This is a genomic window from Vibrio furnissii CIP 102972, assembly GCF_000176175.1.
In the GTDB taxonomy this organism is placed as follows: Bacteria; Pseudomonadota; Gammaproteobacteria; order Enterobacterales; family Vibrionaceae; genus Vibrio; species Vibrio furnissii.
Genome location: NZ_ACZP01000013.1, coordinates 930,245 through 953,962 on the forward strand (window position 1 = coordinate 930,245; position 23,718 = coordinate 953,962).

Consider the following 23,718-nt stretch of genomic DNA (forward strand, 5'->3'; position numbering starts at 1 on the left):
GTTTACCGCACTGCGCGCCCGTCATCGCAAGACAATCCCCCAACCGAATCAATCGCGGCTTACCTTAGCGAAAAACGTTTCATGTTTTCGGTATGGTCCGGTGTTGTTCTCGGGCTCAAACGCTTTTAAACCATCAGCGTCATGCAACGCGTCCACCATTTGGCGATTAAAATAGGCATTGTTGTCATCACTTAAAAACGAAGGCACATCAAGCCACTTCGCCTCGGCAATTTCGTCGGTATCGTGAATATTGATCGCATCCGACAGCGCCGTGAGCTTACACACCAAGTACATGTTGGTCTTGCCGAACTGAAACGGATGACGCGTGGTGAACCCCAGAATGGAATCAAATTCAGTTTCAACGCCCGTTTCTTCCAATACCTCGCGAATGATGGCCGTTTCGATCTTCTCTCCCAACTCGATATGGCCGCCCGGCAATTTGTAGCCTTTCATGCCATGTTCTTTGATCACCAACAGTTGTCCGAGACTGTTTTTGACTATCGCGCCAGCTCCCAACGTATGCGTGGGGATAAACGGAATAAACGTGGTCGACGGCGCTTTGTGAATCAGAGTGATTTCGTCCTCAAGGCAATTGTGAAACACAAACCCGAGTTCGGTGGCAATCGGCACCAAGTGTGATAAACCAATCGGCAGCGTCAGCCAAATGATGTTCTTTGCTTCAGCGTGGGCAAACGCCACAATGTCTGCCAGTTGTGCGTGAAATGTATCAACATCAGTCGGCACATCTTCCCGGCCGATAATGATGCCGTTGAACTTATCCAACTCGAACTTCAAGGTGATCTCCTTAGTGGTGCTTCATTAGGCCGTCTTAACCACAAGACAACGAGGCAACCATCTTAACCACCTTTTCTCGCTCAGTGACAGAACAAATTCGCCTTCTCTTTAGCGAACAAGATATTACGCTGCGGTGACCGCCAGATCTGGAGTTTTGTTTAAACGCATCATGGTCAAGACTGCCAACACCATGACCGCCGCGGCGAAGAAGAATCCCCACTGAGTCAGGCCATAGTGACTCAGCAACGCAATCGACACATAGCTGAGACTCTGCACCAAAGTTGCGAACATTTGCAGCCCACCATCTGCGCGACCACGTTGGTGGATAGGAATGCTGTGATGCATCCAGTTGGTTCGAGCAATACGATTCAAGGCGTTAAATGTGCCAAAGAAGAAGGTAAACACCAGTAACCAGAGTGGCGTCGGCGCAACACTCATGCCCACCAGCATGATGGCCGCAAGCCCCATGGCCCCGATCATCATATTGGGATGAGAACTCAGCCCCAACAGGCGGCTCACGAGCAGCCCTGTGACCAATGACCCCATGCCAAAAGCGATGTTGTAACCGGCAAACCAATCACCCGACACCCCCGTTTCGGAAAACCAAATCGGCACCAGCTTGGTCAAAAACGTCAGGATGGGATAGCTCAGCGCCGAGAGCATTAAAAATGCATAAAACTGGGGTCTTAATGTCAATATCTCCCGACTCTCTTTCATCTGGTCAATAAACGAAACCGACGTTGCGTGGCGCAACTGGCGGCGGTACGGCGTCATCAGATAACTGACACACGCGATCGCCGAGGCGATGGCCGCAAAGCTGGCGAATTCAAACATGCCCCACATTTCCAGCAACACCACACCGAGCGCGCCAGAACCCAGCGTGGTGCCCTGCATGATCACTTCCTGCTTGCCGGATATCGCCGCATATTCGTGCTGATGAAAATTCTCCTGCGTAAAGGCGTTGTTGGTCGCCCAAGCCAAGTTACTGGACGTCCAGAACAGCAATTGCGCCACTGCCAGCAGCCCATTCGACTCATACCCAGCCCAATAGACCAAAGCCACCACCCCTGCGGTACTGGCCTGAAGCCATTGCACCAAGACCAGTAAGCGTTTGCGCGAAAATCGGTCGATCAAGGTCGAGAAAAACGGCGTCAGCAAAAAAGACGCGGCGGTACATGCCAGCGCCACCATCGCCACAAAAGCGCCCATATTGGGTGTCGACAGCATGGCCCACGGCAGAGCCATCATAAACAGCCCGGAAGAGATGCCGTCAAAGAAGCGCCCGGTCAGATAGGCGCGCGTGCGAGTTTTATTATTCCATTCCATATTAGTATTCCATATCAAGCCAACTTGATGTTACGGTAATACCTCAAGTTAACTTTAGGTAAAGCGCTTTTTTATCATTCATCAGAAAAGCGTCGCTGAGCAGGAGTCCGGACGATGGAAATGACCGTTGGTGAAGTGGCCCAACGCGCAGGAGTGAAGGTATCCACCCTACACTTTTACGAGCAGAAAGGATTAATTCATAGTTGGCGTAATGCTGGTAATCAGCGTCGTTACCATCGCAATGTGCTACGTCGGATTGCGGTGATCAAAGCCGCGCAAATGGTCGGACTCACCTTAGACGAGGTGGCCGAATCGTTGGCGGATTTACCCAAGCATCAAGCGCCTAGCCGACAAGAATGGGAGCAGATGGCATCCAACTGGAACGCCATGCTGGAGCATCGCATTGCGCAGCTCAAAGCACTGCAAAGCGATCTCGGCGGCTGTATTGGCTGCGGCTGCTTGTCGATGGAATCTTGCGCCATTTACAACCCGCAAGATATTCGAGCGCAGACCTTTAGCGAAAAAACACGCCTGACACATCCAGAAGAGTGGTGAAATAACCACCATGCTCACTGCCATGCCGAGTGATGGACGCTGAGTGATGGGCCTCGCCGCGCTCATAAAAACACCTCACCCTGTCACGTGAAAATAGGCACATATGCGGACACAATGGCGGGCAGACAAGCCATCGCTGCCCGGAACCTCAACGCCTTTGAGCAGTCACCATCCCCCAATGAGCGTACGTTAAGGCTGAACCGCCTTAAAACATTCTGCCTCGTCTTCGGTTAAGAGCTTGATAGTTCACCGCAATATCACTTATTATTTTTGCCACTGACACGTTCACGCCGTTTGTTGGCGTTCTACTGATAGATCACGGATATGATGAGCTTTTTTGCCCCAGCGGGACATTACATCGCCCCTTACCTCAGCGAAATTTCCACTGCATTGATCGCCTGTTTGCTGGTGATGCTGGGTGGAGAGATCAATGCGCTGCTGCGTCGCTTAATGCGCGATCAACATTTTCTTTTGCGCACCATCGCCTTTATCTTGGTCAATGCGTTTGGTTACGGATTAATCATAATTAAAGCAAGCCCTTACCTCACTCGGACACTCTCCCATTTAGAGCAAGGCATGATGTTTAGTATTGTTTTTATCAGCTTTATTGTGATTGGCCTATGGGCGCAAAGAAACCGTCAAATCTAAATCTCAGAGTGATGTTCACTCGTCTGAAATCCCGGCTTCGACGTCTGAAGCTGGGGCTTTGGCTGCGTCGAATGTCACTGACGCTGCTTGCCTGCATCGCAGGCATTTACGGCATTGATCGTTGGGTGAGCTGGCAAACCCAAGATCACATCATCAGCAACATTTACAACGTGCCAAAGTTTCAAGTTGCAGTGGTGCTGGGCACCAGTAAGTACCTTGGCCGCACGCTGAATGATTACTACATTCACCGCATCAACGCCGCGATTGATCTATTTGAGCAAGGCAAGGTCAATGGCTTTCTGCTCAGCGGAGACAACGCCCATCGTTCTTACAATGAACCGTGGACGATGAAGCGTGATTTGCTCAAAGCGGGCGTTCCCAACGAACAGATCTATCTTGATTATGCAGGGTTTCGCACCCTCGATTCGATCGTGCGTGCCAAGCGGATTTTCGATACCGATAATTTTCTGATCATCACCCAACGCTTCCACTGTGAGCGCGCGCTGTTTATCGCCAATCATCACGACATCAACGCCACGTGCCTCGCGGTTCCAGGGCCGACCAACCATTCCGGTTTTCAAGTCCGCCTGCGCGAAGTGTTTGCACGCACCAAAGCGTTTTTCGATCTCTATATCTTTGATACTCAGCCGAAATTCCTTGGCCCGAAAGAACCCATTATCTTCGACAAGGCTTCATCAACCGAGATTGCCGATGCCAGCGTGAGCGACTCCGATGCGCTGACGCCCAATGAATCCGCTGCAACACCAACGAACGAATAACCAACAAACAGCGCCATGTGGTCGGCTTGGCGCCCTTTCTGCTTTTCTTTTCTGTTAAACTCACACCAAACAATAAAACCATAGAGTAATGTCATGTCGATCATCGCAACAGGCGTGCTGGATAAAATGCGCGCCAATTTGGAAGGAACCGTCGCTTACCGACTGCCAGTCGGTGAGGACGAAATCGATCTCAACCCACTGATGGGTCACACCATCACGCTGAAACATACAGGCAATATCTATTGCTGTTCATGCGGCAAGAAAACCAAGAAGAGCTATTCACAGGGCCACTGTTTTGTGTGCATGAAGAAACTCGCCAGCTGCGACATGTGCATCATGAAGCCGGAAACCTGCCACTTTGATCAGGGTACCTGCCGTGAACCCGATTGGGCACAAACGCACTGCATGGTGGATCACTACGTGTACCTCTCCAACACATCGAGCCTGAAAGTGGGCATCACCCGCCACACGCAAATTCCAACCCGTTGGATTGACCAAGGCGCGACTCAAGGTTTGCCCATCTACAAAGTGAAGACACGTCAGATCTCAGGCTTGGTTGAAGTGGAATTGGCCAAACACATCGCCGACAAAACCAACTGGCGCGAACTGCTCAAAGGCGACGGCGAACCGATGTCATTGGAAGAACGCGCGGCCGAGCTTAAACCATTGTTGGCCAACAAAATTGCCGAGATCAAACAACAATTTGGTGACGATGCGGTCATCGAAGTGAGCGAGCAAACCACGCAGCTTGCCTACCCAGTCGAGGTGCATCCGAAGAAAATCACCTCGCACAACTTTGATAAAAACCCGGAAGTGACAGGTGTACTGCAAGGGATCAAAGGCCAGTACCTGATCCTCGACAGCGGCGTGATCAACATTCGCAAGTTCACGTCATACGAAGTGGAAGTGAGCACCGACTAAACGTCGAACGCCTCGGCATACACTCGCCAACGCATAGAAAAAGCCCGCATCACGCGGGCTTTTTTTGTTGGTAAATCGAGCGATATTACAAACGCTGTAACGCGTCAAACAGCGCATCTATTTCCTCCGTGGTGTTGTAGTGCATGCACCCAATACGCACCACGCCACCTTTGTCAGCCAAATCCAGTTGGCGAACCAACCCCAACGCGTAGAAATGACCATTCCAGACGCAGATGTTCTGCTCACCCAGTGCTCTGGCGACCAATTCGGGATGAAAATCATCCAACCGAATGGCAAATGTCGGCGTGCGATTTTCGCTCTGATAATCGTCACGGCCATAAAGTGTGACGCCTTTTAACTCGGCGAGTCTGGTTAGGAAATGTTTGCTCAGCGTCTGTTCATGTTCATTGAACTGGGCAAAGCTTTGTTCCAGCCGCTCCCGCAGGCTCAGCCCCGCCTCACCCCACTGCGCGAGATAGTCAATGGCCGCAATGACGCCGGCCAGCCCTTCGAAACTCTGTGTGCCGGTTTCAAAACGGCCCGGGCCAATATTGGTCGCCGGTTCAACTTTATAAGGCTTGAGCGCATGCAGCCATTGCGATGAAACGTAGGCAATCCCCACATGCGGGCCAAAGAATTTGTACGCCGAACACGCGAGAAAATCACACCCGAGTTCCTGCACATCAATCAGATGATGTGGCGCGTAATGCACCGCATCCACGTAAACTATCGCCCCCGCTTGATGCGCCGCTTCGACGATGCGCTTCACATTGACGATCGACCCCGTGGTGTTGGAGGCGTAAGTGAGCGCCACCAGCTTGGTGTTCGGATTGATGAGTGAAATCAGATGCTCTTCATCCAGCGTGCAATCGGCCGGATTAATACGCGCCTGATGCACCATCGCCCCTTTGTCTTCGGCGGCTTGCTGCCAGCTCGAGACATTGGAATAGTGGTCGAGCGCAGTGACGATCACTTCATCGCCCACCTGCCAATCACGGCTGATTGCGCGGCTGAGCGAAAACGTCAGCGAGGTCATGTTCGCGCCGAAGATAATGTTGCCGGAAGACTAAGCATTCAACAGCGCCTGCGCATGTTCACGCGCCTGCTGCATCACATCCGTGGTGATCTGGCTGGAGAAATAGTGTCCGCCAAGGTTGGCGTTGTAATGGCCCAAGTAAGCGGTCATTTTCTCCAGCACTGATTGGGGCACTTGCGATCCCCCCGGGCCGTCGAGGAACACCACCGGCTTATCGTGAACACGTTGATGGAGCGCGGAGAACTGCGCGCGCGCTTGATCAGGAGTGAAGCTCATGAGCATTGCCTTTTGCTGTCAGGACAAACAAGTCCATATAACCTTGTTCATTGCCGCTCAGTGAGCGAATCGGACGGGCGTTATGCCACAACTGGTTGTCTGCCAACATCGCCACTTCCCCATTCCCCAGCGCTTTACGGAAAAACGGGTCGTCATGGCAATCTTGATAGAGCAGAATTTCACCGCCCTCAATGTTATGGCGGCCAATGCCCACAATGGCGATGTGATCAAAGCCATCCTGATGCACCCCTTCCGGCGCCACTTGCGTTTCATCGAACACGGTGGCGATACGAATCTGATGAATTTCGATTTCCTGACCGTTTGGTAGGCGGTTGGTTTCCACGAAGAGCTTGCACAGTTCACGCATGCCATCGCTTTGCAGCGTCGACTTTAAAATGGGTTCAAACTGACGCACGACATTGCCCTGAAAATGGTTGAAGTGATCGGTTTGCATGAATTCGTTTTTGCCTGTTTCCAGCACAATTCCGTCCTGAAATTGAACCACCGAGTAGCGGCGTAAACGGTACTGGCCATCGGCGTGTTCCGTGTGTGGCAGGTCGACAAACGACGGCGCGAGCTGGTTGATCGCCTGAAGACTCAGTTGAGTGATATGTAGGGTATTTTGGTGTGCGTGTAACATCATCGACTCCTTAATGAAGACACATTAATTATCAGTTTTATTAACAAATAATTTACACACAGAATACGCAATTATTTTGTCAGATCAAATTTTCACCATAAATAAATCCAACAAATATAAATAAACAACATATATATCCAATAATTTGTAATTTGTTAGTCGTTACGACCAAATCTAACATTGCAGGCATTCAAAAATTGAACAGTTTCACTAGCAAATGAAATAACCGATATAAATCAGTCAATTATATGAAACACCTATCATTAAGCGTGGAAAGAAACGGCTTGATCTCGGCTAAAGAGATTGTAGTGAATCATGCTGCCAATCTAGCGCGATGCCAGCGTCTTGAAATCACCAACCCCGCGTCATCGCAGGCAAAGAAAACCCGGCAGATCGCCGGGTGAGATAAGGAGAAAAGAGACGGCCGAACGGCGTTATGGGTGCTGATCATGACGCATTGGATAAAGCCTTCAACGCGTTGAACGCATCATGGGCACGCAGCGTTGGCACAAAAATGTGGTCATGGTAATAAGCAGCAATCACGTTGGCGCTGATCCCCTGCTGCGCCAGTGCAGCAGACACCGCAGCGGTCAAGCCGACCGCTTCTAGGCTTGAGTGGACATTCAGCGTGATCTGTTGAAAACTGCCATCAAACGCCAAGCCGTGCGCTTGCGCTGTGATTTTCGATAGCACCAACGTCAGCCCTTCCCGCTCGTGAAACATCGCCAGCGGCGTTAGCGCGAGATAATCTTGCAAGTCGCCGCTGACACTGCAAAACACCACCTCTTCATCGTGCAGTTCCGGCTGCATACTGCGCAGCAACACTGGTAACTCGGTCATGCCTGTCATTGGGTTTCCTCTCCGTTTGAAGCGATGTCCTTTCTCGGCGGGAAAGCCTAAAACGCCATCGCTTTTACCGCTTGTTCGACCGTTGGGAAGTAAATTTTCGTTACGCACACCTGCGCCGCGGCAAATTCATGCGCTTGAATCAGTTGGCTCACCTCGGCAGCGCTATACCATTGATGATCCGCCACCAAGGTCAGCGTATTGGCGGCACGATGAATGTGATACCGCTGCCCTTGGCAGTCAATCACATGATCCGCAGCGCCCAAGATCATGTCGTCGCACTCATGATGAAATTGTATTTCGGAGGCGAGATAAAGCAGTTCGTCGTCACCATCGAGTTTCAGTAATGCAGGCCAATTCACCATGATTCTTTCCAACTACATTGATAAGCAAAGCGATAACATACGCCTGAATGAAAACCCTTCGCAACCCCAAACTTTTTGTGGTGGGAATCCAACACGTTGTCGCGAAACTTCGGCGACGCTTTGTTCAATTCTAAGAATTGGAGATGAATTCCTTTATATTCAAAGGGATTTATTGACACGCTAAGTTCTAACTAATAACGAATAATTACAGTTTCTGCGCGCGTTTAGGCTTTAATTGCCCGACTATATTCCCTACAATCGATCCCATTTACTGAGCACATTGAACGTGGAGCAATCATGAGCGACGTTAAACATTGCAAACTTCTTATTCTAGGTTCGGGCCCGGCTGGCTACACTGCCGCCGTGTACGCAGCACGCGCGAACTTAAATCCTGTTCTAGTGACAGGGATGCAACAAGGTGGTCAGCTGACCACAACCACAGAAGTGGAAAACTGGCCGGGTGATGCAGAAGGGCTGACTGGTCCTGCGCTGATGGAGCGTATGAAAGAGCACGCCGAGCGTTTCGAAACTGAAATCGTGTTTGATCACATCAACCAAGTTGATTTTTCTCAGCGCCCTTACCGCCTGAAAGGCGACAGCGGCGAATACACCTGTGATGCCCTGATCATCACAACCGGTGCCTCAGCGAAATACTTGGGCCTAGACTCGGAAGAAGCATTCAAAGGTCGCGGCGTCTCTGCGTGTGCAACCTGTGACGGTTTCTTCTATCGCAATCAAAAAGTTGCGGTTGTGGGTGGCGGTAACACCGCGGTTGAAGAAGCGCTGTACCTCTCGAACATTGCCGCTGAAGTGCACCTGATCCACCGTCGTGACAGCTTCCGTGCCGAGAAGATTCTGATCAACCGCCTGATGGACAAAGTTGAAAACGGCAACATCGTCCTGCATACCGATCGCACTCTGGACGAAGTACTGGGCGACGAGATGGGTGTGACGGGCGTACGTCTGAAAGATACCCAATCCGGTGAGACGGAAGAATTCGACGTGATGGGCGTGTTTATTGCCATCGGCCACCAGCCAAACACCGCGATTTTCGAAGGTCAACTGGACATGAAAGATGGCTATATCATCGTGAAATCCGGTTTGGAAGGTAACGCGACACAAACCAGCATTGAAGGCATCTTCGCTGCGGGTGATGTGATGGACCATAACTACCGTCAAGCCATCACTTCGGCGGGAACGGGTTGTATGGCCGCGCTAGACGCAGAACGTTTCCTTGATGCGCTGAATGACAAATAACCGTCGCCACTGCCACATGATGCAGTGAGCAACAGACTTGCAACGTTGCGAGCATGCCGCGTACAAGTTTATTTTTCATTTTTGACAAGACAGCAACAAACCCGGCGGTATATCCGCCGGGTTTTCTTTTGTATACTAACGCCTTTCCAAAAACATAATAATTCTCAATAAGCCTTCAACATGGATAAGAAAAAGCAACGTAGCTTGAATATTTGGCTCAAGCAGCAAAGCAAACTCGCCAAGCGTTGGCTGATGCTTGCTGTAGGGCTCGGTGTGTTATCAAGCGTGTTTCTACTCGCCCAAGCCGCCCTTCTCGCCTCGATTCTGCATCAGCTCATTATTGAGCATGTCGACAAACACGAACTGATCCCATATTTCATCGGATTGGTGGTCACCATCGCCATTCGCGCAGGCTGTTCTTGGGCCCGTGAACTGGCTGGTTTTCGCGCCGGTCAGCAAATTCGAATCTACATTCGCCAGCTCATTTTCGACAAACTGCGCGCACTAGGCCCAGCCTACATCAAAGGCAAACCAGCGGGTGCATGGGCCACATTGACGCTGGAGCAGGTCGAGAATATGCACGACTTCTTCGCGCGTTACCTGCCGCAAATGTCGCTTTCAGTGCTGATCCCGTTTGTCATTCTTATTGTCGTATTCCCGGTCAACTGGGCTGCGGGTTTGATTTTCCTCATCACTGCACCGCTGGTTCCGCTTTTCATGGCCTTAGTCGGCATTAAAGCCGCTGATGCTGGGCGCAAAAACTTCAAAGCGCTGCAACGCTTATCCGGCCACTTCTACGACCGCCTGCAATCGATGACCACCATTCGTCTGTTTGACCGCACCGGTGCGGAAACGGAGCAGATGAAAGGCGCATCCGAAGTGTTTCGTAAACGCACCATGGATGTCCTGCGCATTGCGTTCTTGTCATCTGCTGTGTTGGAATTTTTCACTTCAATCTCGATTGCAATTACCGCGGTGTACTTCGGCTTTAGCTTTATCGGCGAACTGAATTTCGGCGGCTATGGCGCCAGTGTCACGCTATTTGCTGGTATTTTTGTGCTGGTGCTTGCGCCTGAGTTCTATCAGCCATTGCGCGATCTAGGCACTTTCTACCATGCGAAGCAGCAAGCCGTCGGCGCTGCCGAAAGCATTGTTGAGTTTTTGAATATCGATGTCAGTCAGGTGCAGTCGGGTTCACAAACCCTGCCGGAGATGCAAGGCGTCGAAATTGTTGCGCGCGATCTGGAAGTGTTCAGCCCAGAAGGCAAACGCCTTGTCGGCCCACTGACCTTTACGCTGAACAGCCAGCAGACGACCGCACTGGTCGGCCCAAGCGGCGCAGGCAAAACCAGTTTGATCAATGCCATTCTGGGTTTCATGCCTTACCGCGGTAGCTTGAGCATGAACGGCATCGAACTGAGTGAACTGGATCATGCGCACTGGCGCAAACAGATCAGTTGGGTGGGACAAAACCCATTGTTGGTGCACGGCACCATTCGTGACAACGTCACCCTGGGTAAATCCAATATCGCGGATGCGCAAGTACAAGCAGTCCTGGACAGCTCCTTTGCAGCTGAGTTTGTCAGCAAGCATGGCCTGGATTACCCAATCAGCGATCGCTCCGGCGGTTTGTCGGTAGGTCAGGCGCAGCGCCTTGCGCTGGCGCGCGCGATGTTGCAAAACGGCCAATTCTGGCTGTTGGATGAACCGACCGCCAGTTTGGATGCCCGCAGCGAACAACTGGTAATGCAAGGCCTCAATCAACAAATCACGCACAAGACGGCGCTGCTGGTGACGCACCAACTGCTGCCACTCAAGTCTGTGAATCAAATCTTGGTGATGCAAGAGGGTCAGTTGGTTCAAGCGGGCGATTTTGCCACGCTCAGCCAACAAGAGGGCTTGTTTGCCACCATGTTAGCGTCCAACCAAGCCCTTCAAGAAGCCAATAAGGGGAACCTCGATGCGTGATTTACTGCCTTATCTGAAACTGTATAAAAAGCATTGGTTCGGCCTAACGCTGGGTATGCTGCTGGCGTTTGTCACGCTGTGCGCCTCGATTGGTTTGTTAACGCTGTCCGGCTGGTTCTTGTCTGCCGCAGCGGTGGCCGGGCTAAGCATCGCCCGTGAAACATTCAACTACATGTTGCCGGGCGCGTTTGTGCGCGGCTTTGCGATGGGGCGTACCGCTGGTCGTTGGGGCGAACGTGTGGTGAGCCACAACGCAACGTTCAAACTGCTGACCGACCTGCGTATCTTCTTCTTTGAAAAGCTGGCACCGATGATTCCGGGCCGCGTGTCGAACCTGCGCGATGCTGATCTGCTCAACCGTTTGGTGGCAGACATCGATGCGATGGACCACGTTTACCTGCGCCTCATTAGCCCAGTGACGGTGGGCGTCTTAGGCATTGCAGCGCTTACGGCGCTCTTGTGCTGGTTTGATATGGCGTTGGGTTTGACGCTCGGTGGCGTGTTACTGGTACTCCTCTTGGTGTGGCCGGTGATGTTCTACAAGCTGGGGAAACGCAACGGCGCAGAGCTGACACAGCACAAAGCCGAGATGCGCGTTGCCACACTCGACTGGCTGCAAGGCTACAGCGAGCTGACCATTTTTGGCGCGGAGTCTCGCTATCGTGACGCGATTTACGCGGCGCAGGAAAAACTGCTGGCAAACCAAAAAGTTAACGCAAGCTTTACCGGCCTTGCCTCTGCCCTGCTTCTGCTCGCGAACGGCTGGACCTTGGTGCTCATGCTGTGGCTGGCGGCCGATGGCGTCAATGGCCAAGCGCCAGATCCGATGATTGCTCTGGTGGTGTTTGCCACCATGGCCAGTGTTGAACTGCTGATGCCAATCGCGGGCGCGTTCCAACATCTGGGTCAAACGCTGACTTCAGCACGTCGCCTGAATGAGATCATCCTTTCTGAGCCGGATGTAAAATTCCCTAGCGAAGAAACACGTCATTCGGGTCAATTTGATATCACCTTTGAGCACCTGACGTTCAACTACAGCGGCGGCGAACAGCCAGCCTTGAAAGACGTCAGCCTGACCGTTCCAGCAGGCCACAAAGTGGCGATTGTTGGCCAAACGGGTTCAGGTAAATCGACGCTAATTCAACTGCTGTGCCGCTACTGGGATGCACAACAAGGCGACATCCGTATTGCGGGCACGCGCCTGCAAGAGTGGAAAGAGAGCGATCTGCGTGCGGCAATCAGTGTGGTGAGCCAGCGCGTTGATATTCTCAACGGCAGCCTGCGAGACAACCTCAGCATGGCAAAACCTCATGCTGATGACAGCGAACTGAGCGCGATGCTAGAACGCGTGGGTCTGGGTAAGCTCCTCGAAGCGCCGGGGCTAGATACATGGCTCGGTGACGGTGGCCGCCAACTTTCAGGTGGTGAAAAACGCCGTATTGGCATTGCCCGCGCCCTACTACACGATGGCCCAATCCTGCTACTAGATGAACCAACTGAAGGTTTGGATAAACAGACTGAGCAACAAATCATGGCGCTGTTTCAATCCCATTTCGAGAACAAGACGGTCATTTTCATTACCCACCGCCTAGTCGAACTGGAGACGATGGATGCCGTTTGCCTAATTGAGCAAGGTGAAATCGTCGAGCACGGCAGCCACCAAGCACTGTTGGCACAGCAAGGTCGCTACTTCCAGCTCAATCAAACACTGTGATGTGATGATCATTAAGATAGCAAAAGCCCCGTCGCCATTTGGCCCGGGGCTTTTCTTTGTCTAGTGTGGGAGAGGAATCTAGTTTCGAGTGGGTTGTCTTGACCATCTAATGGAATACGTTGCTGGTTTAGTTTGGTTTGCTTTGCTTTGGTTTGTTGCGCTTTGGATTGAACGAACCACGTGGCTTTGGTTAAAGCGCACCAGATACTCTTTGCTGGCACAAAGAGTATCCAGAAAGTGCCTTTTGCTTCGTGATCGTCGGCCGGGACGGTTTTAGGCGTTCCCGACGCCGAAAACCTAAAAACTCATCCATGAATTTTTCCCTGTTTGTAAGGTACAAATCTAACTCGTCACTGGATAGAATCTTGTTAGCGATACTTCTAAATTAGTATTTAACGGATTATCTTAGGTATCGAAAAACTCTAATCTAGTGACTAAATTCACTGCCTCACAATATTTCTAAATTCGTTTACATAAATCGAACTGTAAAATGGTTCCTAGTTTTATATAGGCTGACTCTTTCGGATAATTTTCGGCAAGGCAAACGTACAATAACAATTTGCAAATAAAATTACAGGCTGAAAAGGAACGGCATATTTGTTTTAATCCAATATAAGTAATTTCCCAAACGTGCTTAAGAAAACATCCAATTATGAGGTAGATGATCACACCTGATTCTTTGTAGACAGCAATGGATTTGATTTTATACCTATTAACTCAAAGTGGGCATGGCGTAACGTTCGTTTATTTACACAACATTTTTTAAACTTTATCCCACTTCCACAAAAACAATGATCGTTCGGAGATAAGTCGATATATTTTTCATTTGGTTTGTCAAACTCAATTCTAAGTATGCTTTTGAACCCTAAAGGACTTACCTTGTTTTCGATGATATACCCAACGATATTTTTCAAAACAGACATTCCTGCCTGCCCATCGTCTGGATTTAACACACAACGTTTATCGCTTGGATTTTCAACGATTGCAACGTGATCTAACTCTTTGAAGTTCCTTATGATAGCGTATGCTAACTCACCGTCATACAATTCCCCCTTTAAATGTTTGCAATCAAGAGAGTCCATATCATTACCACATATACTACACTCATATTGTTCAACGACAGCACCGATGCTTGAAAATAATTTGTATGGGTAGACTTGTTCAATGGATAAAAGTTGTTTCTCAAAAAAAGATACTGTGTCGCATTGACCGTAATAAAAACGCTTTATCAACCTCAAACCGTCAAGAGAGTCTTGCAATTTACACCAGGCGTCATAGAAACGGTGCTGCAAGACTAGACTCCAGAAGCTAGAAATGTTTTTTAACGCTCTGAACAAGCATGTTTCGATATATACTTTATTTTTATCTTCTAAAAGCACATTACGCTTGAGTAACTCAAGTTCAGTTATCGCACGCTCAGCGGTGTCACTGGCATCTTCAAAAAAATTCAAGTCGATAAGCTTTATAATTTTTAAAGCATAATGCTCAGTGTCGATGCTATTGTTCCACTCGTTAAATAAACTAAGCAAATTTAATCCTTAAAGAATTCATTCAAATCAAAGTTGTTAACCTTTTCTCTATAAAGTGACTCAGAACCCTTGAATTCAAAAAGTTTTTCAGTACCTGTCTGACTATCTTTGATACGGCATCGGACACTAACTTCATTCTTGTCTGTCGCTAAATCTCCACGGAATTTGAAGTTTAGATACTCAACCGTAAGGTTAAGGTAATTTAATAAATCAGGTTCACTGATTAACGTCACCAGTGGCAGAATTAGGGAGCTGTCGTTAAGTTTTAGCTTAGGCTGATTAGCAGGGAGTTTTACTTCAATTGATGGCTGATGTTGGTTAATCCATTTACAAAACAACCCCGCTTCAGATGCTATCGAGCCATTTTCAATATTTACTTCTAAGTACATAAAAATCATCCCTCAAGTCTAGAAGTGAATTGTCTCACAAATAGTTAGATACTTTGTAGCATAAGAAAAAATAAGGCAATTAATAAAAAAGAAATGTGTCCCAAGTCTTCTGCTGACAAACTTTGGGGCATAAACACTTTTGAAAGGCAGCGTACCGATGTGATCGCTGCTTTTCTTTTGCTACTCATTGTTTGGGCTGCGATTTCACGCCGTTTTCCGGGCATAAAAAATCCCGGGACAAGCCCGGGATTTTTATACGTTCTGGCGGCGAAAGATTAACGACCTTTACGCGGCGAGCTGTTATTGCCCGCTTTTTGGCGAGATGCTGCGTCTTTGCGACGAGAGCTACCGCTGCGGCCAGCCGGAGCCGTGACACGTTCTTCGTGACGGCGCACTGCACGACGGATTTTCTGGCTGCGTGAACGCTCACGTTTACGTGATGTGTTGTCTTTTGACACGTCCAGCATGGTGGTTTTCTCTGGCTTCAGTTCAACCAGCTCACGCAGGTAGTTCACATCTTTCAGGTCCAGTTCCATCCAACCGCCACGAGGCAGTTTCTTATCGAGGAAGATGTCACCGTAACGCACACGTTTCAGACGGCTTACTGTGGTTTCTTGCGATTCCCACAGACGACGAACTTCACGGTTACGACCTTCGTTGATCACCACGTAGAACGTATGGTTCATGCCTTCACCGCCTGCGTAGACTACGTCTTCAAAGCGAGCCAGACCATCTTCCAGTTGCACACCGCGAACCAGATTGCGGATTTTATCTTCGGTCACATCACCGAAGACACGCACAAGGTATTCACGTTCAACTTGACGGCTTGGGTGCATCAGGCGGTTCGCCAGTTCACCATCAGTTGTAAACAGCAGCAGACCTGAAGTGTTGGCATCCAGACGACCCACCGAAATCCAGCGAGAACCACGAATCTTGGGTAGACGGTCAAATACTGTACGACGACCTTCAGGATCGTGACGAGTACACAGTTCACCTTCTGGCTTGTAGTACGCCAGTACGCGGCAAATGACTTCTTCTTGTGCTTTTGCAGACACAGCATGTCCGTCAATACGCACTACGGCGTTTTCATCTTCCAGGCGTTCGCCCAGTACAGCTACCTTGCCATTAACACTTACGCGCCCAGCTCGAATCAGAGCTTCTAGCTCACGACGAGAACCATGACCAGCACGTGCTAAAACCTTTTGTAACTTTTCGCTCATTTATCTACCTAATTGTGTCGTCTTCTCAGACGTCGAATAACAAGATGCGACCTCAAAATCGCGGTCGCGTAGTATCGCAAATTCTCTCGCAAAAAGCACCCGTTTTATCAGGGGCTTTCACCCACGCGGCTTTTCCCGCAACCGGATTATTGGAATGGGGTTGGATCACCGGCGCCAAAACGAACAACTTGCATCTCATCGTCACTGAAATCGACAACGGTCGTTGGCTGCTCGCCCAAGTAACCCCCGTTCAAAATCACGTCAACCGCATGCTCTAGGCGGTCGCGGATCTCTTCTGGATCCGATTCTGTGGTTTCGTTGCCTGGCAAGATCAATGACGTCGACATCAACGGTTCGCCCATCGCTTCCAATAAATCCAGTGCAATTTGATTGTTCGGCACACGAATACCGATGGTTTTACGCTTTGCATTCATCAAACGGCGCGGCACTTCTTTGGTCCCTTTAAAAATAAAGGTGTATGGCCCCGGCGTGTTGTTCTTCAACAAACGAAACGCGGTGTTATCCACGCGCGCGTACAGCGAGAGTTCAGACAAATCGCGGCACATCAACGTGAAGTTGTGCTTGTCGTCTAAACGTCGAATTTGGCAAATACGCTCCAACGCGTGTTTGTTTTCCAATTGGCAGCCCAGCGCGTAGCCGGAATCGGTCGGGTAAACCACCACACCACCGTTACGAATGATAGCCACCGCTTGGGTGATCAAGCGCGCCTGCGGGTTTTCAGGATGCACATAAAAAAACTGGCTCATTGTCATTCCTCACTTTCGAGTTGGCAGGCTTTTAACGTCGTCCAACCCTGTATATTTTGCAATCAATAGTTTAGATATAGAATAACACGGCACAATAAACTCTGTCCTATTTCATTGGCACTGACATACATTCAAGCGATTTAAAATGGATAGCGATGACTGGACATGGTCGGCACTGAGTGGAACCCATCAAGATGGATGAGGATGACGAAAAGGACTTTGCGCGGCTCGCCCCATAGTAACTTAACGATATCAAGACGAAGCCCCTTGAATCACCGCCCCTGATCGACCATCAGAAAGGCGGTGTTCCATGATTAGAGAAGGGTATCGAGTAGCTGCTTTGTCGGTGTCACAATAGCGACGATGGTTTCATCAAAAATAATAGCATTGTCGTTGAGGATTCTTTGATACGCTTCCACGTCAGATTCAGCCAGTGCATTGCCACGTTTCGCTGTATCAATCAAAATCAGCCCCAATTCAGCTACTTTGATTGCCGCTTCTGCAACTGGCACAGTTTCTACCGACGCCACATTGGCCGCGAAAATAGGTTTGGCTTGCTGCGCCGCTAACTTAACGCTTTGATAATGCATTGCTAACGCATCCAACGCTGTTTTATCACCTTGAGCATAAGTCGCGACCAAATCGTTCATCTCATACACTGTTAAGCTTTCTACTGGCAATGCATCCGCAAAGCGATTTAATCGTTCGTACTGGTTGTATAAATCGCCTTTGTTTGGCGTCGCGATCCACTTTTCCCAATGACGAGCGTAGTATTGAGCTGGCTCGATGTACTTGGCTAGCATTTGTAGTGGCGTTTCGTCTGCGCCATTTGCAAGACGTTTGAACATCATGTTTGCATCCGCATGATGACGCATCCCAAGCGAAATCTCAGACCATGAATCCATCGCTTTCATACGCTTGTACATACTGCGCTCATCGGTCAAATCTTGACGAGACCAAAGCCGCTCGGCAATCGCGTAGCTTCTTGGCCATAAACGGTGCTCGATGGTCATTGAATTGAGGTTCTCCCCCCAAATGGTGATTTCCCCACCCAAGATTAACTGCTGTTCTTCTTCGGTCAGCTCAGCCGGATAGCCGCCATTCGGCTCAGGAATCATGCTCCCTTCCCTATCACTGCTCGCCACCAGCTCTCCAGTCGTCGGCCAACGAACATTGCCAATCAACTGGTAACTATTGTCTTTCAACTTGCCATCCGAAAAATCATAGTTGAATTCGGTGTAAGACATAAAGTTATCAAAGTGCCCTCTAAACTTCACACCCGGTACGTACTCGATGATAAATACCTCTTCACGAGACTTACCATTGTAATCCGTAAATGCGCGATAGCTGCCGTCAGTCGCTTCTATAATCGTTAAATTGCCAGTACGAGGCCCACCTTTGCTGCGTGGTTTCACCCATTTGTAAGTCGCAAATGTCTCGCCTTGATGGCGCTTGTCATCAACTGTAATCCCTTTCGGCATCGGGTCATTCCGATAGTGGTAACTGGTCGGTTGCGGTTGATCTAAATAATAGCCCGTTGAAAGAATACCTTGATAACCCTCTTTTGCCGCACGACCAATACTGTCATGTCCTTGCCAGCTTTGAATCACGATCGAAGTCGGCAGATCGTTGTGCCAGATTTCATCCCACCCCGTCATCTTCTTGCCGCGCTTCTTGAGCACGTGTTCAACTTGAGTGTTTAGGTATGATTGCAGGCCCCGTTCACCATTCAGATGGTTGTCATGGATAAATTGCTGAATCTTCGGGTTGTCTTTCCATTGTTGGTAATTCGGCTCATCGCCCCCGATATGAACATACTCATCAGGAAACAACTCAACCACTTCGTCAAACACGCTCGCCAGTAGCTTGTAAAGTTCAGGATTGGTTGGATCCATCAAAGGCTCGAAAACACCCCAACCGCGTTGACGCGGATAAGATTGGTCCCCCATACCAGACATCAGTTCAGGATACGCATGTGCTACCGCTGAAGCATGTCCCGGCAAAGAAATTTCAGGAATCACTCTAATGCCAAGGTTACGCGCGTAATCCACCACATCACGGATTTCGTCTTTGGTGTAGTAATCACCATCGGCCGTCTCTTGCCATAACTTTTGGTAGTTATCGAGCTGGATACGAATCGCTTGATCGTCCCAAAGATGCCAATGGAAAACATTCATTTTTGCAGATGCCATCGCATCAAGCTGACGAAGAATGACATTGAGTTCAATGAAGTGACGCGACGTATCATAGGAGACACCACGCCAAGGGAAACGCGGTTCGTCTTGAATGAACACCGCGGGTACAAAATATCCAGCCGCATCCGTCGTCACAAGTTGCAAAAAGGTTTCTAAACCATGGAACGCACCGTAAGGGCGTTCAGAGCGAATGATGATCTGACCATGACGCGAATCAAGTCGGTACGATTCATCGCTGTTGATGTCCTGTACTTCGGATTTCGGCGCATGACGAATATCAATCACTAAAGTTGCGTCTTTTTCCGACTGGGCATGCCAGTTCAGCATGGGCAATCCCGTTTGTCGATACAAACGGGACATGGTGCGTTTTGCATTGAACTGCACGCGTGGAGAATCATAGCCTTTGATATAAATGCTAAAGGATTTATCCAGTGTGATTTTACCTTGCCCTAACTCTACATTGTGTGGGTAGGGCATCAGGTTCAGATCGGTGTTGGGAGTCATCGCCATCGTTGCCGTTGGAATTGTGATTAAGCCTGAAATGAGTAGTGCTAATGTTCCTTTGTTCATTCGCGCCATCCTATCGTTGTAATTCAACCTGAGTCATGCGGTTTCAAAGCGTCATGTGACTCAGTCAAAAGACTTTGCTTGCGTTATGCGACAAGCGCCACCGCTTCACGAACTAGCTCGCCAATTTTGTCCCACTGTTCGCTTTCAATTAAGCTCGGTGCAACCATCCACGTGCCGCCGCAACAAACCACACGGTCGATGGCGAGATACTCATTGATGTTGCTTTTACCAATACCGCCCGTCGGCATCAGGCTCACATCGACGTAGGGCGCCAATAGAGACTTCACCATTGCGATTCCCCCACTCGCTTCTGCTGGGAAGAATTTGAGGAAGTTCAAACCCAGCTCAAGTGCTTGTTCAACCTGACTTGGGTTATTCACACCCGGAACGATTGGCATGTTGATTTCTTGGCAAAGACGAATGGTATTTGGGTTCAACCCCGGCGCGACAATAAACTCTGCGCCAGCCTCTTTCGCTTGGGAAATTTGCTCTGGCGTTAGCACGGTGCCAGCACCGATACACATTTGCGGATACGCATCGCGCATGGCTTTAATCGCATCGGCAGCTGCTGCTGTTCGAAACGTCACTTCCGCGACTGGCAGACCGTTTTCGACTAACACTTTCGCCAGTGGAATTGCGTGCTCAACCTTGTTAATTTGAATCACTGGGATAATTTTAAATTGCTGAAGTTGCTTAATCATGACTTGAGACATAATCGGTTCTCGGAAATTATCGAATAAGATGAATCATGGCTTCGTTTGGAATAATCGCGCCAGGATATTGAATGACGGTCGCCGCTAACGCGTGCCCCTTTTGTGCGGACGCTTCGCAGCTTTGTCCGGTTAATCGCCCTGCAAGGTAACCAGCGGCAAATGAATCCCCAGCAGCACACGTGTCGATCACGTTGGCGACGCTCTCTGCTGCCACATGAGCAAGTTTGTATTCACCATCTTGCTGCCAAATCAATTTGCATGGTTCGCGGCCTCGTTTAATTACGATTTCTTGGCAGCCAAATCGAAGACAACGCTGCGCCACACTTTCCTCTTCTCCCCACACCAATACGTCGTCATCTTCCGTGATAAGCGCAATGTCAACGAATGGTAGAATTTGGCTGTACCAATACTGAGCGTGAGCCGCAGACCAAAGTTGGGGACGAAAGTTATTGTCGAAAACCACCGTTCCCCCAGCGTCTGAGAATTGCTTCAGCGCTGTGCTCAGCCTGATTTTGCTCTCGTCATCTAGAATCGCGATGCTGATCCCGCTTAGATACAAATAATCCAATGCTTTGTTCAAAATAGCGGTTTCTAGCTTATTGAGTGAAGATGTTGAAAAATAGCTTTTCACAGCGGCCTTATCGCGCCAATAGAGAAAGCTGCGCTCACCTGCTTGATCGGTTTGTACCATGTACAACCCAGGGAGCTTCGCTGGGAAAATCTCGATGAAATCAGTCGCAATGCCTTCGTGTTGCCAACGCTCGGTGAGCTCTCGAGAAAGTACGTCATCACCAAGACCCGTCGCATAGAAGACTTGCACAGGATATGAGGCTGTGAGTCGAGAGACATATAGTGCGGTATTGAGCGTATCACCACCAAAACCTTTATGGATTGGATCGCCGCTCAGTTCAATCATGCATTCACCAAAGAAAGCAATCTTAGTTTGGGATGAATTAGTCATCGTTCACCTACTCTGGGTCGCTTTGAATGGTGGCTCAAAAGAGCCACCAGTTTGTCAGGCGCTTATTGCGGTTCCTTTTCTCTGTTGAAAGAAACTCATTATTAAGCGTTTTGATTGGCCAATTTACGGTTCTTTATGGCCACGCCACCGTCTAGGAGATCTTCATCAGACCGCTTCATTTCCATCAGCGCACGTTCGTCATCTAAAATCATTTTCGCGGTATCTGGAGAGACTTGGTTCGCCGGAGTCATCAGACTCACTGCCACACCGGCCGTAAGAGCAAACAAGCAAGATGGAATCACTGGATTACCCCAAAAATCCGTCAAGTCAGGGCTCATCATGACCGCAAATGAAGCAAGAGAAGCACCTGCCAATGTTGCCAATGCACCTTGCCAGTTGTAACGCTTCCAGAAGCGACCCAACATGCCGCACACGAACATACCTGACATCACTGTCGAAATCATTTTCGTGATATAGCTGATAATGTCGTTGGATGTCAGCGCAAACAGCAACGCACAACCGATCACGACAACCAAAGCCCAACGCGAATAGCTCAACATGGATTCTTTATTGGGAACACGTCCGGTGAACATGACGTACACGTCACGCAGTAGAATAGAAACACCAGCAATCGCATCTGAGCTGGCACTTGACATTGTCGCCGAGAGGCCTGCAATCAGCACGATAAGGCCAATCCCCACTGGCAGTATCGTTGCCGCGATGTACGGGAAAGCAAAGTTTGCGTTGTTCAATTCAGGGTCAATCGCATGTGCAGCCATACCGATCACGGCCGGAATGATTGAGAAGAACAGATACAGAACACCGGAACCGACAAATGAGCGGCGGATGGTTGATACATCTTTGCCAGAGTAGATACGTTGACGGAATGAAGGCGTTGCCAAAACACCAACACCGATCACCACTGCCAGTGAAATTGCCGGAATCAAACCAAGCTTATCAATCGCAAGGAAGCTAATCGCTTCAGGCTCCATCGCAGAGTAAAGGTTATCTAAACCGCCGATGTGCTGTACAGAAAGCACCGCCATAAGAATAAAACCAACAAAAAGAATGATGGCTTGAATCGTATCGGTCCACACCACTGCGGTATAACCACCGATCACCACATAGATTGTAAATGCTGCCGCGATGATCATTTTCGCAGTACTAAGCTCGATATCCGCAATCCAAGCGAGGTACATACCACCACCAAGAATATGTGCGCCCAGCCACCCGATCGATGCAATAAAAATAAGCAGGCCAACGACGTTTTTAACGGCACGATTTGCACCCACGTAATAGGCGAGCTCTTCACTCATCGTCATGAAGTTAAGTTTACGAACAGGCGCAAACCAGAGTGCCAACAGCAAGATACCGATGGCACCACCAATGCCATAAAGCGCACCCGCCCAACCGTTGGAGTACCCAAAGCCAACCGCCCCCATACTTGAACCCGTACCAACCATGGTTGCAACCGTGGTACCCAAAACGAGAAATAGCGGTAAACCTCGCCCCCCGAGTAAAAAGTCTTCACCTGATTTTTGGTTGCGAGAAACAAACCATCCCAACCAAATTAAAAATAAGACATACGCACCAAATCCAGTAAGAAAAAGTGTACTGTTCATTGAACACCTCTATATTAAAATCCATTTTTAGAAATATAATCCCAACAGCAATATTAGATTCAGTTCCAAATTCTCTAATTTTATTGTTATGTTAATCGCCCAATATACAAGGCACAGCTGTATTATGGAATTATATTTATGTAGGGAGTGAGAGTGCCAAATAGATAATGGCAGGAAAGTTATTATTCGACACTCTCATTGATTTAAAGAAGTAAAAAGTGATGTCTATCGACGATCTTCTCGGTAGCAAGTCACATCGACTTCAACTTTCACATCGACGACAAGGTCACATACCATGCAAATACGTGCAGGTGGGTGATCACCGAAAAACTCTCTGAACACTTTATTAAACGATTGGAAATAACGAGAATCCGTTAACACCACTTTCACGTGTACCACGTCAGCAAGCGTGTAACCTGCTTCTTCCATGATATCCACACAGTTTTGAATCGCTAAGCGAGATTGCTCAATGATGCCGCCTTCCACCACTTCACCATCAGTCATTGGCGTTTGACCCGATACATATAGGAAGCCCCCGGCCTCTGTTGCGCGTGCAAATGGTAAATGTTGACCGCCTGTACCTACGCCGCCTTCTACGCCATAACGTTTAATTGACATAATATTCT

At 49.2% G+C, this 23,718-nt stretch carries 21 protein-coding genes and 1 pseudogene; 7 read left to right on the forward strand and 15 right to left on the reverse strand.

Features of this window, described 5'->3' with window-relative positions; translation table 11 throughout:
• Positions 1–48: 48 nt before the first annotated feature.
• Both VFA_RS08265 and VFA_RS08270 read right to left on the reverse strand, forming a co-directional pair.
• On the reverse strand, positions 49–795 hold the full coding sequence (locus VFA_RS08265) for an NUDIX hydrolase (protein WP_004726259.1): 747 nt from the start codon (positions 793–795) through the stop codon (positions 49–51).
• A gap of 123 nt (positions 796–918) precedes the next feature.
• A complete protein-coding gene (locus VFA_RS08270; protein ID WP_004726260.1) occupies positions 919–2,121 on the reverse strand; it encodes an MFS transporter in 1,203 nt (400 codons plus the stop codon).
• Between the two features lie 114 nt (positions 2,122–2,235).
• On the opposite strand from VFA_RS08270, the gene soxR reads away from it, so the two are divergent.
• From soxR to VFA_RS08290, 4 genes are all read left to right on the forward strand, one after another.
• Positions 2,236–2,676, forward strand: coding sequence for a redox-sensitive transcriptional activator SoxR (gene soxR, locus VFA_RS08275; protein WP_004726261.1), 441 nt, complete (start codon positions 2,236–2,238; stop codon positions 2,674–2,676).
• 324 nt (positions 2,677–3,000) lie between these two features.
• Positions 3,001–3,324, forward strand: coding sequence for a DUF3392 domain-containing protein (locus VFA_RS08280; RefSeq protein WP_038151260.1), 324 nt, complete (start codon positions 3,001–3,003; stop codon positions 3,322–3,324).
• The gene (locus VFA_RS08285; RefSeq protein WP_038151262.1) at positions 3,297–4,103 is read left to right on the forward strand and encodes a SanA/YdcF family protein; all 807 of its coding nucleotides are present in this window, start codon (positions 3,297–3,299) and stop codon (positions 4,101–4,103) included. Before VFA_RS08280 ends, VFA_RS08285 begins: the two co-directional genes overlap by 28 nt.
• Before the next feature lie 93 nt (positions 4,104–4,196).
• Positions 4,197–5,024 carry a DUF2797 domain-containing protein gene (locus tag VFA_RS08290; protein WP_004726264.1) on the forward strand — a complete coding sequence of 276 codons (828 nt, stop codon included), beginning with the start codon at positions 4,197–4,199 and terminating at the stop codon, positions 5,022–5,024.
• A gap of 85 nt (positions 5,025–5,109) precedes the next feature.
• Here the strand turns inward: VFA_RS08290 and VFA_RS08295 are convergent.
• The 4 genes and pseudogenes from VFA_RS08295 to VFA_RS08310 all read right to left on the reverse strand — a co-directional run bounded on the left by VFA_RS08295 (position 5,110) and on the right by VFA_RS08310 (position 8,187).
• Positions 5,110–6,336: pseudogene (locus VFA_RS08295) on the reverse strand (cysteine desulfurase-like protein).
• A complete protein-coding gene (locus VFA_RS08300) occupies positions 6,320–6,976 on the reverse strand; it encodes a 2OG-Fe dioxygenase family protein (protein WP_004726265.1) in 657 nt (218 codons plus the stop codon). The pseudogene VFA_RS08295 and the gene VFA_RS08300 overlap by 17 nt, the downstream one beginning before the upstream one ends.
• Positions 6,977–7,423: 447 nt before the next feature.
• Entirely contained in the window at positions 7,424–7,825 is a 402-nt protein-coding gene (locus VFA_RS08305; protein WP_004726266.1) for an ACT domain-containing protein, read from the reverse strand.
• Positions 7,826–7,872: 47 nt separating this feature from the next.
• Positions 7,873–8,187 carry a DUF4144 family protein gene (locus tag VFA_RS08310; protein WP_004726267.1) on the reverse strand — a complete coding sequence of 105 codons (315 nt, stop codon included), beginning with the start codon at positions 8,185–8,187 and terminating at the stop codon, positions 7,873–7,875.
• Positions 8,188–8,484: 297 nt separating this feature from the next.
• Between VFA_RS08310 and trxB the strand changes: the two genes are divergently transcribed.
• The 3 genes from trxB (at position 8,485) to cydC (ending at position 13,126) form a co-directional block, all read left to right on the forward strand.
• A complete protein-coding gene (trxB, locus tag VFA_RS08315; protein ID WP_038151265.1) occupies positions 8,485–9,444 on the forward strand; it encodes a thioredoxin-disulfide reductase in 960 nt (319 codons plus the stop codon).
• 180 nt (positions 9,445–9,624) lie between these two features.
• Complete coding sequence (gene cydD, locus VFA_RS08320; RefSeq protein ID WP_004726269.1) at positions 9,625–11,412, forward strand: heme ABC transporter permease/ATP-binding protein CydD; 1,788 nt, start codon at positions 9,625–9,627, stop codon at positions 11,410–11,412.
• Positions 11,405–13,126 carry a heme ABC transporter ATP-binding protein/permease CydC gene (gene cydC, locus VFA_RS08325; RefSeq protein ID WP_004726270.1) on the forward strand — a complete coding sequence of 574 codons (1,722 nt, stop codon included), beginning with the start codon at positions 11,405–11,407 and terminating at the stop codon, positions 13,124–13,126. Before cydD ends, cydC begins: the two co-directional genes overlap by 8 nt.
• A 665-nt stretch (positions 13,127–13,791) precedes the next feature.
• On the opposite strand, the gene VFA_RS08330 is transcribed toward cydC, so the two are convergent.
• From VFA_RS08330 to VFA_RS08375, 9 genes are all read right to left on the reverse strand, one after another.
• The gene (locus VFA_RS08330; protein WP_004726271.1) at positions 13,792–14,655 is read right to left on the reverse strand and encodes an SEC-C metal-binding domain-containing protein; all 864 of its coding nucleotides are present in this window, start codon (positions 14,653–14,655) and stop codon (positions 13,792–13,794) included.
• 2 nt (positions 14,656–14,657) lie between these two features.
• A complete protein-coding gene (locus VFA_RS08335) occupies positions 14,658–15,044 on the reverse strand; it encodes a hypothetical protein (protein ID WP_038151267.1) in 387 nt (128 codons plus the stop codon).
• Positions 15,045–15,319: 275 nt separating this feature from the next.
• Positions 15,320–16,264 carry a 23S rRNA pseudouridine(2605) synthase RluB gene (gene rluB, locus VFA_RS08345; RefSeq protein WP_004726272.1) on the reverse strand — a complete coding sequence of 315 codons (945 nt, stop codon included), beginning with the start codon at positions 16,262–16,264 and terminating at the stop codon, positions 15,320–15,322.
• 146 nt (positions 16,265–16,410) lie between these two features.
• Positions 16,411–17,031, reverse strand: coding sequence for an L-threonylcarbamoyladenylate synthase (locus tag VFA_RS08350; RefSeq protein WP_004726273.1), 621 nt, complete (start codon positions 17,029–17,031; stop codon positions 16,411–16,413).
• 314 nt (positions 17,032–17,345) lie between these two features.
• The gene (locus VFA_RS08355; protein ID WP_004726274.1) at positions 17,346–19,796 is read right to left on the reverse strand and encodes a family 20 glycosylhydrolase; all 2,451 of its coding nucleotides are present in this window, start codon (positions 19,794–19,796) and stop codon (positions 17,346–17,348) included.
• 83 nt (positions 19,797–19,879) lie between these two features.
• Positions 19,880–20,509, reverse strand: coding sequence for a bifunctional 4-hydroxy-2-oxoglutarate aldolase/2-dehydro-3-deoxy-phosphogluconate aldolase (locus VFA_RS08360; RefSeq protein WP_004726275.1), 630 nt, complete (start codon positions 20,507–20,509; stop codon positions 19,880–19,882).
• A 16-nt stretch (positions 20,510–20,525) separates the two neighbouring features.
• On the reverse strand, positions 20,526–21,470 hold the full coding sequence (locus tag VFA_RS08365) for a sugar kinase (protein ID WP_004726276.1): 945 nt from the start codon (positions 21,468–21,470) through the stop codon (positions 20,526–20,528).
• Between the two features lie 101 nt (positions 21,471–21,571).
• Positions 21,572–23,092: a sodium:solute symporter family protein gene (locus tag VFA_RS08370; protein WP_004726277.1), complete on the reverse strand. Its 1,521-nt coding sequence runs from the start codon at positions 23,090–23,092 to the stop codon at positions 21,572–21,574.
• A 225-nt stretch (positions 23,093–23,317) separates the two neighbouring features.
• The gene (locus VFA_RS08375; RefSeq protein ID WP_004726278.1) at positions 23,318–23,710 is read right to left on the reverse strand and encodes a RidA family protein; all 393 of its coding nucleotides are present in this window, start codon (positions 23,708–23,710) and stop codon (positions 23,318–23,320) included.
• Positions 23,711–23,718: the final 8 nt, after the last annotated feature.

What these genes read in the sequence shown, in the direction of transcription:
- VFA_RS08270 (WP_004726260.1), bottom strand. Translation starts at nt 2,121, where the DNA reads ATGGAATGGAATAATAAAACTCGCACGCGCGCCTATCTGACCGGGCGC.
- soxR (WP_004726261.1), top strand. Translation starts at nt 2,236, where the DNA reads ATGGAAATGACCGTTGGTGAAGTGGCCCAACGCGCAGGAGTGAAGGTA.
- VFA_RS08280 (WP_038151260.1), top strand. Translation starts at nt 3,001, where the DNA reads ATGATGAGCTTTTTTGCCCCAGCGGGACATTACATCGCCCCTTACCTC.
- VFA_RS08285 (WP_038151262.1), top strand. Translation starts at nt 3,297, where the DNA reads ATGGGCGCAAAGAAACCGTCAAATCTAAATCTCAGAGTGATGTTCACT.
- VFA_RS08290 (WP_004726264.1), top strand. Translation starts at nt 4,197, where the DNA reads ATGTCGATCATCGCAACAGGCGTGCTGGATAAAATGCGCGCCAATTTG.
- VFA_RS08300 (WP_004726265.1), bottom strand. Translation starts at nt 6,976, where the DNA reads ATGTTACACGCACACCAAAATACCCTACATATCACTCAACTGAGTCTT.
- VFA_RS08305 (WP_004726266.1), bottom strand. Translation starts at nt 7,825, where the DNA reads ATGACAGGCATGACCGAGTTACCAGTGTTGCTGCGCAGTATGCAGCCG.
- VFA_RS08310 (WP_004726267.1), bottom strand. Translation starts at nt 8,187, where the DNA reads ATGGTGAATTGGCCTGCATTACTGAAACTCGATGGTGACGACGAACTG.
- trxB (WP_038151265.1), top strand. Translation starts at nt 8,485, where the DNA reads ATGAGCGACGTTAAACATTGCAAACTTCTTATTCTAGGTTCGGGCCCG.
- cydD (WP_004726269.1), top strand. Translation starts at nt 9,625, where the DNA reads ATGGATAAGAAAAAGCAACGTAGCTTGAATATTTGGCTCAAGCAGCAA.
- cydC (WP_004726270.1), top strand. Translation starts at nt 11,405, where the DNA reads ATGCGTGATTTACTGCCTTATCTGAAACTGTATAAAAAGCATTGGTTC.
- VFA_RS08335 (WP_038151267.1), bottom strand. Translation starts at nt 15,044, where the DNA reads ATGTACTTAGAAGTAAATATTGAAAATGGCTCGATAGCATCTGAAGCG.
- rluB (WP_004726272.1), bottom strand. Translation starts at nt 16,264, where the DNA reads ATGAGCGAAAAGTTACAAAAGGTTTTAGCACGTGCTGGTCATGGTTCT.
- VFA_RS08350 (WP_004726273.1), bottom strand. Translation starts at nt 17,031, where the DNA reads ATGAGCCAGTTTTTTTATGTGCATCCTGAAAACCCGCAGGCGCGCTTG.
- VFA_RS08355 (WP_004726274.1), bottom strand. Translation starts at nt 19,796, where the DNA reads ATGAACAAAGGAACATTAGCACTACTCATTTCAGGCTTAATCACAATT.
- VFA_RS08360 (WP_004726275.1), bottom strand. Translation starts at nt 20,509, where the DNA reads ATGTCTCAAGTCATGATTAAGCAACTTCAGCAATTTAAAATTATCCCA.
- VFA_RS08365 (WP_004726276.1), bottom strand. Translation starts at nt 21,470, where the DNA reads ATGACTAATTCATCCCAAACTAAGATTGCTTTCTTTGGTGAATGCATG.
- VFA_RS08370 (WP_004726277.1), bottom strand. Translation starts at nt 23,092, where the DNA reads ATGAACAGTACACTTTTTCTTACTGGATTTGGTGCGTATGTCTTATTT.
- VFA_RS08375 (WP_004726278.1), bottom strand. Translation starts at nt 23,710, where the DNA reads ATGTCAATTAAACGTTATGGCGTAGAAGGCGGCGTAGGTACAGGCGGT.